This is a genomic window from Microbacterium sp. zg.B48 (assembly GCF_024623505.1).
Taxonomy (GTDB): Bacteria; Actinomycetota; Actinomycetes; order Actinomycetales; family Microbacteriaceae; genus Microbacterium.
The window spans coordinates 90,552-101,453 of sequence record NZ_JANJFE010000014.1 but is presented as its reverse complement, the minus strand read 5'-3'; the positions used below and the strand labels follow the sequence as shown (position 1 = coordinate 101,453).

Here is a 10,902-nt window from a genome sequence, read left to right as displayed (position 1 = left end):
TCGATCGCCCCCCCGCCCCCCCCCCCCCCGCCCCCCCCCCCCCCCCCCCCCCCCCCCCCCCCCCCCCCCGCCGTGGCCGCATCTGCGATGGGCATGACCGGCGAAGGGCCAGGGTAACGGAGGCGACGGTGCCGGTCGCCGGTCCTCCCGGTCGGCGTTCGGCGAGCCGGGGCGAAGCGGCGGCAGCGGTGCTGGTGCCCACGCTCACTCGGTCGCCCGTGCAGAGCCAGAGCCCGGACAGCACCCGACCCTGTGCCTAAGGCCCATTCGGGTGGCCCACGCACAGGGTCAGGGTTCGCGAGGTTCCCCCCAGATCGCCCGCGAAAGCTCGGCAGAAAGAGCCCACATCGTGCTTCCCCCATAGGCGACAGCCTGCCTGCGCGCATCACACTACACCGGAATCCTTGTCCACCAAATGGGGGACAGGAAATTCTTTCCGGGATGTGCACGGAGGTACCGGAATTGTTCGCGGGACGCGCCGCAAAAAAGGGGCGTGCGGCCCCCGCTCATCCCGATACACTCGGACCGCCTCCGTTCATGCTTCCCCGACTGTCCCCAGCAGTACCGCGGTTCGCTCCCCAGCGACGCCGCTTCGGGTTGGCCATCCGGGGGAAGTGGGCCTCCTCGCGCTTCCGTTCCTCACGGACCGGCCGAGGAGGCCCGCGCTTTGCGTCCAGGGGTGGCCGCGGCATCCCGTGTCCTGGGCCGCCGCTCAGGATGTGCGCGCCGCGCGACCGTAGGATTGGGCGCATGTGTGGAATCGTCGGATACGTAGGCCCTCGCGACAGCCAGGCCATCCTTCTCGCCGGGCTGGCGCGGCTCGAGTACCGGGGCTACGACTCCGCCGGGGTCGCGGTCATCGACGGCGACGGCGGGCTCGGGATGCGCAAGCGCGCCGGCAAGCTCAAGGTGCTTCGCGACGACCTCGTCGAGCACCCCCTCGCCGACGGAACCACCGGCATCGGGCACACCCGGTGGGCGACCCACGGCGGACCCACCGACACCAACGCGCACCCGCACCTGGCCGATGACGACAAGCTCGCCGTCATCCACAACGGCATCATCGAGAACTTCTCCGAGATCAAGGCGGAGCTGGTCGCGGAAGGCTACGTCTTCCGCAGCGAGACCGACACCGAGGCCGCCGCGGTGCTCCTCGGCCGGGAGTACCAGAAGGCCGGCGGTGACCTCGTCGCCGCGTTCCGTGCCGTCGTCAGCCGGCTCGAGGGCGCGTTCACACTGTTGGCCATGCACGAAGACCACCCCGGCCTGGTCGTGGGCGCGCGGCGGAACTCGCCGCTGGTGATCGGCCTGGGCGAGGGCGAGAACTTCCTCGGTTCCGACGTCGCCGCGTTCGTCGAGCACACCCGCAACGCCCTCGCGATCGGCCAGGACCAGATCGTCGCGATCACTCCCGACGGCGTCTCGGTCACCGACTTCTTCGGCAACGCCGTCGAGGTGGAGCCGTTCGAGGTGCTGTGGGATGCCGCGGCCGCGGACAAGGGTGGCTGGACGAGCTTCATGGCCAAGGAGATCAGCGAAGAGCCGGAGGCCGTGCTCAAGACGGTCCTCGGACGCACCCGCGGCGGCCAGGTGGTCATCCCGGAGCTGGACGGCATGGACGATCTGTTCGCCGGCATCCAGCGCATCATCATCGTCGCGTGCGGGACCGCCGCGTACGCCGGTGCGGTGGGCAAGTACGCGATCGAGCAGTGGGCGCGCGTCCCCGTGGACGTGGAGCTCGCGCACGAGTTCCGCTACCGCGATCCCGTGATCGGCCCGGACACCCTGGTGGTCTCGATCAGCCAGTCCGGCGAGACCATGGACACGCTGATGGCCGTCAAGTACGCCCGCGAGCACGGCGCCAAGACCCTGTCGATCTGCAACACGCAGGGCGCCACCATCCCCCGCGAATCCGACGCGATCGTCTACACGCACGCCGGACCCGAGGTCGCCGTCGCGTCGACCAAGGCCTTCGTCGCGCAGATCACCGCGCTGTACCTGTTCGGGCTGCACCTGGGCCGCGTCCGCGGCACCGTGGACGCCGAGGCCGCCACGGTCTTCGTGGACGAGCTGGAGGCGATCCCCGACAAGATCCGCCGCATCCTCACCGAAGAGCAGGAGCGCATCGAGCAGCTCGCGCACTGGATGGCCGACACCCGCTCGGTGCTGTTCCTCGGCCGCCACGTCGGGTACCCGATCGCGATGGAGGGTGCGCTCAAGCTCAAGGAGCTGGCCTACATCCACGCCGAGGGCTTCGCCGCCGGCGAGCTCAAGCACGGCCCGATCGCGCTGATCGAGGCCGGTCAGCCGGTGTTCGTCATCGTGCCCTCGCCGCGGGAGTCCGCCGAGCTGCACAAGAAGGTCGTCTCGAACATCGAGGAGATCCGTGCGCGCGGCGCGCGCGTGATCGCGATCGCCGAAGAGGGCGACGCCGCGGTGCTGCCGCACGCCGACGAGGTGCTGCGCATCCCACTGGCCGGCCCCCTCTTCGAGCCGCTGCTGGCGGTCGTGCCGCTGCACATCTTCGCGATGGGGCTGGCCACGGCGAAGGGCCTGGACGTGGACCAGCCCCGCAACCTCGCCAAGTCGGTCACCGTCGAGTAGGGCTTCGCCGGCCGGGCGGTTGCCCGGCCGGCGTGCGGCGGCGTGCGGCGGCGTGCGGTTGCGTGCGGTTGCGTGCGGTTGCGTGCGGCTGATGGCGGGGGTGAGCGGTTCCAGCGCCCGCGGTCCCCGGGGCGGCGCGAGGTTGCCGCGGCAGCCGGCTTCAGGGGTGCAGTCTGCGTCGCAATCGGGCACTCTTGCGCGGTCCATCCCCGGCATGACGGGATGTTCGGTCGCGCAAAGCGCGTAACTCCTGCAATCCTGGGGACCCTTCGGTTGCGTCGGCGGCGACTGCGGCCATTCGCGCCGGCGGTGACGCCATTGTGCAGGAGTTGTGCGCCGCGCCGCGTCGGGTCGGGATCAGGCGCAGGTCGGGAGCGTCCGCGGGCGAGCAGCGGGCGGGACGTCCGCTTCGGCGGGATACAGTGGCGGGGTGCTGAAGAGAGGGCGACCGTGATCGTCGGAATCGGCGTCGACCTGGTCGACATCGCCCGCTTCGAGCGGACGGTGGAGCGCACGCCGCGTCTGCTGGACCGCCTTTTCTCGCCCGCGGAGCAGACGCGCGCACCCCGCTCCCTCGCCGCCCGCTACGCCGCCAAGGAGGCGCTGATCAAGGCCCTCGGGGGATCTGACGGCGTGCACTGGACCGAGATCGAGATCACGCCGGAGGCCTCCGGGCGGCCGTGGTTCACCCTGACCGGCTCGACCGCGGCCGTCATCGCCGCGCGCGGCATCACGGGGCTGCACCTGTCCATGTCGCATGACGCCGGGTTCGCGACCGCGTTCGTCATCGCCGAGGCGTCGGGGGATGCCGCGCACCCGAGCGCCGTGAACCCGCCCGCATCCGCGGCGCACTCTGCTCCTCGCGACGCGGAGGCGACGGCGTGACCCGGCTGCCGGCGGGCGTGCTGCGCGAGGCGAGCATCGACGTCGGGGCCATCACGGCGAACGTCCGGCACCTGCGGGCGCTGACCGACTCGGAGATCATCGCCGTCGTCAAAGCCGACGGCTACGGCCACGGCGCCGTGCGTTCCGCCGTCGCCGCGCTCGAGGGAGGCGCGAGCCGCCTGGGCGTCGCCGACATCGGCGAAGCGCTCGCCCTCCGCCGCGCCGGCATCACGGCGCCGATCCTCGCGTGGCTCCATGCCCCCGGCACCTCCTTCGTCGAGGCGGCGTCGGCCGGGATCGAGCTCGGCATCTCGAACGTCGATCAATTGCTGCAGGCCGCGGCCGCGGCATCCGCCGATCGTGCCGTGGGGGTGCACCTCAAGCTGGAGACCGGGCTGGCCCGCAACGGCGTCGCGCCCGAGGACCAGCGGGTCGTCTTCGCCGAAGCGGCGCGGCTGGAGCGCATCGGCAAGCTGCGGGTGATCGGACTGTTCAGCCACCTCTCGAACACGTCGGCCGAGGACGACCGGGCCGCACTGCGGGTGTTCCACGAGGGCGTGGGGATCGCGGCATCCGCAGGACTCGCCCCGCCGCTGCACCATATCGCCGCCACGCACGCGGCGATCGCGCTCCCCGAGGCGCGGCTAGGCTGCGTGCGCATCGGGATCGGGCTCTACGGGCTTTCGCCGTTCGCGGATCGCTCCTCGGCCGAGCTGGGCCTGCGGCCGGCGATGACCCTGCGCGCCGGGGTCGCGGCGGTGCGGCGCGTGCCCGCCGGACACGGGGTCTCCTACGGGTACGCCTACCGCACCGACCGCGAGACGACCCTCGCGCTCGTGCCGCTCGGCTATGCGGACGGCGTCCCGCGGCAGGCATCGGGCGCCGGGCCGGTCTTGATCGGCGGCCGCCGCCACCGGGTGGCCGGACGCATCGCGATGGACCAGTTCGTCGTCGACGTCGGCGACGCCGAGGTGGCCGTCGGCGACGAGGCGGTGCTGTTCGGCGACCCCACGCTGGGTGCACCGGCAGCAGACGAATGGGCCGATGCCGCGGGCACGATCAACTACGAGATCGTCACGCGCATCGGACCGCGCGTCGGCCGGCGACAGGTGTCGGCATGAGCGGGCTGGATCCGCTCGTGGGGCGCTACGAGATCGGCAGCCCGGACGACATGGAGGCGTTCGGCGAACGCATCGGCGGGATGCTGCGCCCCGGGGATCTGGTGGTCCTGACCGGCGCGCTCGGGGCGGGAAAGACCACCCTGACGCGCGGCATCGCGGCCGGGCTCGGCGTGCGTGGACCGGTGCAGAGCCCGACCTTCGTGATCGCGCGGACGCATCCGTCGCTGGTCGGCGGTGCGCCGCTCGTGCACGTCGACGCGTACCGGCTCGGCTCGGCGCTCGAGCTGGACGACCTCGACATCGACGTGGACAGGTCGGTCGTGATCGTCGAGTGGGGCAGTGGCATGGTGGACGGACTGCGCGACCAGTGGTGGGAGGTCGAACTCGAGCGGCAGCTCGGCGGACTCGGCGCCGAGACGATGTGCGGCGACCCGACGCGCGCCGCGCAGGAGCTGGACGCCGACGCGCCGCGCATCGTCACGGTCTCGCGTCGGCCCTAGGCGTTCCCGGTCGATCGAGCCCGACGGCGCGCGTGCGAGCCCGACGGCGCGCGTGCGAGCCCGACGGCGCGCGTGCGAGCCCGCCGGCAGCCGCGACGCCGTCGGAGGCCCCCGCACCGGTCGCCGACTACCCTGGAATGGTGATCCTCGCCATCGACACCTCGGTCGGCACCGCTGTGGCGGTGGCCGAAGACGACGGGGTGGTGCTCGCCGAGTCCGCGAGCGAGAACCCCCTCGGTCACGCCGAGGTGATCGGCGGGATGCTGCACTCGACGCTGGCCGCGGCATCCGTCGCACCCGAGTCCTCCGCCGAAGCCCTCACACACGTCGCCGCGGGAATGGGCCCGGGGCCGTTCACCGGCCTGCGGGTCGGAATCGCTGCAGCACGCGCGTTCGCGCTGGGCCGCGGCATCCCGGTGGTGCCGGTGGTCAGCCACGACGCCGTCGCGCTGGAGGTCTACCTGTCCGGCGCGCTGAGCGGCACCGAGATCGCCCGATTCGCCGTGGTGACCGATGCGCGCCGCCGCGAGTTCGCGTTCACCGTGTACGACGGGATCGACCCGGACGGACTCCCGGTGCGCGCCGCCGAGCCGGCCCTGATCCCGCGAGAGGAGCTCGACGCGCGGCTGGCCGAGCTGGGCGCGCAGCGGCGTGACGCCGCCGCGGTCTCCGCAGCGATGCTCGCGATCGTCGCCGGCCGGGCCGTGGCAGCGGGTCGCGTCTCGGACCGCACCGAGCCGCTGTACCTGCGCTCGCCCGACGTGACGATGCCGCACGGACCCAAGCGGGTGACGGCATGACTCGGCGCGCCGCGACGGCGGACGACCTCGGGGCGATCATGGCTCTCGAGCGCGCATCGTTCCCGACCGACGCGTGGTCGGAGGCGATGATGCGCGAGGAACTCGCCTCGCCGCACGGCTGGTACGTCGTGGTGGAGGAGGCGGGCCGCATCATCGGATACGGCGGACTGCGCGCCGTGCGCGGCGGCACGGATGCGGATATCCAGACGATCGCGCTGGCCGAAGGATTCCGCGGTCAGGGGCGCGGGCGGGCGCTGCTGACCGCCCTGCTGGACGAGGCGGTGCGTCGCGGCGTGCGGGACGTGTTCCTGGAGGTCCGCGCGGACAACCCCGTCGCACAGTCGCTGTACGCCTCGGAGGGCTTCGCCGAGGTGGGGCGCCGGCCGCGGTACTACCAGCCCGACGATGTGGACGCCATCGTGATGCGGCTGGATCTGCGCGGCTGGAGTGCCCGCCCGACCCGATCCGGCGCCGGTGCGCCGGACGCGCGGCGCATAACTCCTGCAAAAACGTCCGAGACCGATCCGACACCCCCGGAATCCCGCGCATCCGCCGCCGGCACCGCCGCGGATGTGAGGAGTTATGCGCCGGGATCCCCGGAGACCGACGCGGGAGCGTGCACATGAACCGCGCCGAGCCCCTGGTTCTGGGCATCGAGACCAGCTGCGACGAGACCGGGATCGGAATCGTCCGCGGCCGCACCCTGCTGAGCAACACGATCGCCTCCAGCATGGACGAGCACGCGCGCTACGGCGGCGTCGTGCCCGAAGTCGCGGCGCGTGCGCACCTCGAGGCGCTCACGCCCTCGATCGAGGCGGCGCTCGCCGAAGCCGGGGTATCGCTCGCGGACCTCGACGCGATCGCCGTGACCTCCGGCCCGGGGCTGGCCGGCGCCCTCATGGTCGGCATCGGCGCCGCGAAGGCGCTCGCCGTCTCGCTCGGCACACCGCTGTACGCCGTCAACCACCTGGTCGGGCACATCGCCGCCGACATCCTCGACGCCGAAGCCCCGCCACTGGAATACCCCACGGTCGCGCTTCTGGTCAGCGGCGGACACACCTCGCTCCTGCTCGTGCGCGACCTCACCTCGGACGTCGAGCTGCTCGGCGAGACGCTGGACGATGCCGCCGGCGAGGCCTTCGACAAGGTCGCGCGCCTGCTCGGGCTGCCCTACCCCGGCGGCCCCGAGATCGATCGGGCTGCCGCATCGGGCGACCCGCGCGCCATCGCGTTCCCCCGTGGACTGTCGCGGGCGAGCGATGTGGCCAAGCACCGCTACGACTTCTCCTTCTCGGGGCTGAAGACCGCCGTCGCCCGCTGGACCGAGCAGCGCGCCCTTCGGCAGGCTCAGGAACCCGAAGCCGATTGGTCGGTCCCGATCGCGGATGTCGCGGCATCCTTCCGTGAGGCCGTCGTGGACGTGCTGGTCACCAAGGCGCTCGCCGCCTGCGCCGACCACGGCGTTCCGCGCCTGCTCCTCGGCGGCGGCGTGATCGCCAACCGCCGCCTGCGCGAGGTCGCCATCGAGCGAGCGGATGCCGCGGGCGTCGCCCTGCGCATCCCACCCCTGTCGCTGTGCACGGACAACGGTGCGATGATCGCGGCATTGGCATCGGAGCTGATCATGGCCGGCAACGAGCCCTCCGCCTGGGGATTCGGCGCGGACTCCACCCTGCCGGTCACCGAGATCCAGGTCGCGGAGGAGGCGGCGTGAGCGACGCAGGGGACGAGAAGGCTTCGGATGCCGCGCCCGCGCGCGCGGAGGACTCCGGCGCGGGCGCTGCCGATGCCGAACAGAGCATCGCGCCCGGACCGCCGGCGGTGCCGTCGCTGCGGCGCGCAGGACGCGAGCAGACGGCGCGTGCGCAGGACGGTTCCCCCGCTTCCCCCGCACGTGGCACGCCGGTGGCACCCGCCGCAGCTGGCACGCAGGCTGCACCGGTGGCGCCGGCCCCGCCCGTCACGCCCGCCCCGCCCGTGGCGCCCGGCGCCGCACGGCCGGGCCCGGACGCGACCTCGCCCGCGATCCTCCGTCCGGCAGCGCCCCCCGCACCCCAGCCCGCGTCACCTCGGGCGGCCGTCGAGCCCCCGTCACCCGACGTCGCGCCTGTGCAGGCGGAGTCGGCGCTGCCTGGAACGCACCGCGGCGGGTTCGAGCGGTGGCCTACCGCGCCGGTCGGTGTCACGCCGATCGTGACCGCCCCGGACCTGGACGCTCCGGTGCTGTGGGCCGAGGCCGAGCCGGCTGTCCCCTCCCGCGGGATGGCGGCGTGGGCGCTGGGGATTGCGATCGTGGCATTCGTCGTGTCGATGTTCGTGGGCTGGGGCATCCCGCTCGGCGTGGCGGCGATCGTGACGGCGATCATCGCCCTGCGGCGCCCGATCGAGAGCCGGGCAGTCGGGGTGTGGGCGCTCGTGCTCGGTGTGGTCTCGCTGCTCTACAGCGCGGGCTGGCTGCTTTTCGCCGCGACGCGCATGGGGATGTTCGGCTGACGGCGATCCGCCCTGGCTAGTCGAGCACCCGGTCTGCGAGGATCGCGATCCGCTTGGACCCGACACGGGTGAGGATCAGGGTCGCCGACTCGTCCCCGCGGAGCTTCAGCTGCTTGCGGTAAGCGGCCGGATCGATGTCCACGCCCCGCTTCTTGATCTCGAGCCGGCCGATGCCGCGATCGCGCAGCGCGCGCGAGAGCGCCCGCACCTCGGTCGGCAGCACCTCGCGCACCCGGAAGCTGGCGACGAACGGACTGGTCAGCGCCGCATCCGAGGTCAGGTACGCGATCTGATCCGACAGCATCCCCGCGTCCAGGGCCCGCGCGACGTCGCCGATCAGACGTGCGCGGATCACCGAGCCGTCCGGCTCGTGCACGAACGCGCCGAGCGGCCGGACGGGTTCGTCCGCGGCATCCGTGGCGGAGGTCAACTCCCAGGCGTCGTCGCCGCGCAGCACGAGCGCAGCTCGGCGCACGCCCTCGCGCGCCAGGCGCCCGGACCACAGGACCAGCTCGACCGTCGATCCGTCCGCGCTGACCCACTGCGCCTCGACGTTGTCGGGGATCATCCCGCGGTCCAGCCCGGGCCCCAGTTTGATCCCGGTGGGGATGCGCTGCGCCAGCTCGAACGCCCAGTCCAGCGGGGGGGAGTAATCCTCGGGGCGCACGCGCGCGGTCTCGGAGTGTCCCGAGGTGCGGCGGGCCGGATCCAGCCACACCCCGACGGGGTTCTCGGATGCCGCGACGGTCGGCGCGAGCGACTCGGCCGTGCCGTGGCGGACGGTGACGGCATCCCCGAACGGAGCGAGGTTGTACGCGGCGATCGCGGCGGTCACCTCGTCGGCTTCGACCGCGTCCACGCGCAGTCCGAGCGCGGCGAACCCGAGGGCGTCGCCCCCGATCCCGCAGCCCAGGTCGGCCACGGTGGTGATCCCGGCGGCGCGGAACCGGCCCGCGTGGCCGGCCGCTACCGCGAGACGCGTGGCCTGCTCCAGGCCCGCCCGGGTGAACAGCATCCGATCGGCGAAGTCGCCGAACTTGGCGCGAGCCCGCACGCGCAGCCGTGCCTGGCCGACGACCGCGGATACCAGTTCGGGGGAGTGTCCCGCCTTGCGCAGCAGCGTCACGGTGCGGGCCACGTCTTCGGTCGAATCGACGGCGTCGGTGGAATCCAGCAGCCGCAGGCCTTCGGGGGTGAGCAGGGCGGTCAACTCGGTCAGGTCCACCCATCCAGCCTACGGTCGCGCGCACTCGCGATCCGGCGTCCGGTCCCCACGCGGCCGGGGGTGCGGATCCCGGTACCCCTACTCGAGCACCCACCCCCCGGCCGAATCCCCCAGGGGGGTGGGTAGCAGGCGCGGGGGGCATCCCCGATGTGGGGGGCAGCCGGAGAGCCCAAACTCTAACTAATACGCCGCCGGGCAATCTTTCGAACAAAGGGAAACATCATGGCTGACGAAAACCTCAACCTTCTGGGCGTCCAGACCAACATCGACGCTGCGCTCGAGGTCGACGACGCGTTCAACGAGACCGACGTCGACATCGAGGACAACAACCTCAACTCGGGTAACACCGCGGTCGCCGTCGAGCTCGAGGACTCGCTCAACGACAACTCGACCAATCTTGACGTCGAGGACTCGGGTAACGAGGACTCTTACAACGACACCGCGGTCGACGTCGAGGACTCGTTCAACGACGAGTCGGTGGCAGTTGACGTCGCCATCGAGGACAACTCGGACAACTCCGACAACTCGGACAACTCGGACAACTCCGACAACTCGGACAACTCGGACAACTCGGACAACTCGGACAACTCCGACAACTCGGTCAACGACTCGTACAACGACAACTCGGACACCTTCACCGACTCGTTCAACACCCAGATCCTCAACGACAACTCGGTCTCGGCTGGCATCCGCCAGTACAACACCGGCTTCGGCGACCTGAACCTGGGTGGCCTGGGCGGCGCGGCCGGCGGTGGCGACTTCGCTCTGGCGCTCGACAACCGCAGCACGATCGTGGACCAGTCGGTCAACCAGAACATCGACACCGGTGGTGGAAGCGTCTTCCAGGGCTTCGAGAACGAGGCACAGACGGCATCGGGTGACCAGGCCGTTGCAGCCGGTGACGACGCCACGGTCGACAACTCGGTGGTCAACGTCGAGATCGGCGACATCTGGGCCGGCAACGAGTGGAACACCACCACGATCAGCGACTCCTTCCAGGACAACTCGGTCAACACCGACGCCTCCACCAACACGCTGATCAACGACTCGTTCAACGACTTCTCGGACAACTACGACGTCGACGTCGCAGTCGAGGACGCGTTCAACGACGAGTGGAACACCGACGTCGACGTCGACGCCGAGGTCTCGTGGGAGAACAGCGGCAACTTCTTCAGCCCCGACTCCAACACCGGCGACTTCGAGCTGTAAGCCGGAGCGGGACGAAGAACCCGACACACTGACTTGCCCGGCCACCCTCTCGGGGGTGGCCGGGC

The 10,902-nt window shown here is 71.7% G+C and carries 10 protein-coding genes; 9 read left to right on the top strand and 1 reads right to left on the bottom strand.

The genetic code is table 11. From position 1 onward, the window contains the following. Positions 1 to 750: 750 nt before the first annotated feature. The 8 genes from glmS (at position 751) to NQ152_RS11750 (ending at position 8,403) form a co-directional block, all read left to right on the top strand. Positions 751 to 2,604, top strand: coding sequence for a glutamine--fructose-6-phosphate transaminase (isomerizing) (glmS, locus tag NQ152_RS11785; protein ID WP_257524099.1), 1,854 nt, complete (start codon positions 751 to 753; stop codon positions 2,602 to 2,604). Positions 2,605 to 3,054: 450 nt separating this feature from the next. Further along, positions 3,055 to 3,489, top strand: coding sequence for a holo-ACP synthase (locus NQ152_RS11780; RefSeq protein ID WP_257524098.1), 435 nt, complete (start codon positions 3,055 to 3,057; stop codon positions 3,487 to 3,489). After that, positions 3,486 to 4,610, top strand: a complete 1,125-nt coding sequence (gene alr, locus NQ152_RS11775) for an alanine racemase (RefSeq protein ID WP_257524097.1) — start codon at positions 3,486 to 3,488, stop codon at positions 4,608 to 4,610. The genes NQ152_RS11780 and alr overlap by 4 nt, the downstream gene beginning before the upstream one ends. Next, entirely contained in the window at positions 4,607 to 5,110 is a 504-nt protein-coding gene (tsaE, locus tag NQ152_RS11770; RefSeq protein ID WP_257524096.1) for a tRNA (adenosine(37)-N6)-threonylcarbamoyltransferase complex ATPase subunit type 1 TsaE, read from the top strand. Before alr ends, tsaE begins: the two co-directional genes overlap by 4 nt. 140 nt (positions 5,111 to 5,250) lie before the next feature. Continuing rightward, positions 5,251 to 5,910: a tRNA (adenosine(37)-N6)-threonylcarbamoyltransferase complex dimerization subunit type 1 TsaB gene (gene tsaB, locus NQ152_RS11765; protein ID WP_257501606.1), complete on the top strand. Its 660-nt coding sequence runs from the start codon at positions 5,251 to 5,253 to the stop codon at positions 5,908 to 5,910. Next, a complete protein-coding gene (gene rimI, locus NQ152_RS11760) occupies positions 5,907 to 6,536 on the top strand; it encodes a ribosomal protein S18-alanine N-acetyltransferase (RefSeq protein WP_257524095.1) in 630 nt (209 codons plus the stop codon). The genes tsaB and rimI overlap by 4 nt, the downstream gene beginning before the upstream one ends. Then, entirely contained in the window at positions 6,533 to 7,624 is a 1,092-nt protein-coding gene (tsaD, locus tag NQ152_RS11755) for a tRNA (adenosine(37)-N6)-threonylcarbamoyltransferase complex transferase subunit TsaD (protein ID WP_257501608.1), read from the top strand. The genes rimI and tsaD overlap by 4 nt, the downstream gene beginning before the upstream one ends. Next, positions 7,621 to 8,403 carry a hypothetical protein gene (locus NQ152_RS11750; RefSeq protein WP_257524094.1) on the top strand — a complete coding sequence of 261 codons (783 nt, stop codon included), beginning with the start codon at positions 7,621 to 7,623 and terminating at the stop codon, positions 8,401 to 8,403. Before tsaD ends, NQ152_RS11750 begins: the two co-directional genes overlap by 4 nt. 16 nt (positions 8,404 to 8,419) lie before the next feature. Here NQ152_RS11750 and NQ152_RS11745 read toward each other — a convergent pair whose 3' ends face one another. Continuing rightward, the gene (locus NQ152_RS11745) at positions 8,420 to 9,628 is read right to left on the bottom strand and encodes a class I SAM-dependent methyltransferase (RefSeq protein WP_257524093.1); all 1,209 of its coding nucleotides are present in this window, start codon (positions 9,626 to 9,628) and stop codon (positions 8,420 to 8,422) included. Between the two features lie 222 nt (positions 9,629 to 9,850). Here NQ152_RS11745 and NQ152_RS11740 point away from each other — a divergent pair, with 222 nt between their 5' ends. Further along, on the top strand, positions 9,851 to 10,837 hold the full coding sequence (locus tag NQ152_RS11740) for a hypothetical protein (protein ID WP_257524092.1): 987 nt from the start codon (positions 9,851 to 9,853) through the stop codon (positions 10,835 to 10,837). The last annotated feature ends 65 nt before the right edge of the window (positions 10,838 to 10,902 follow it).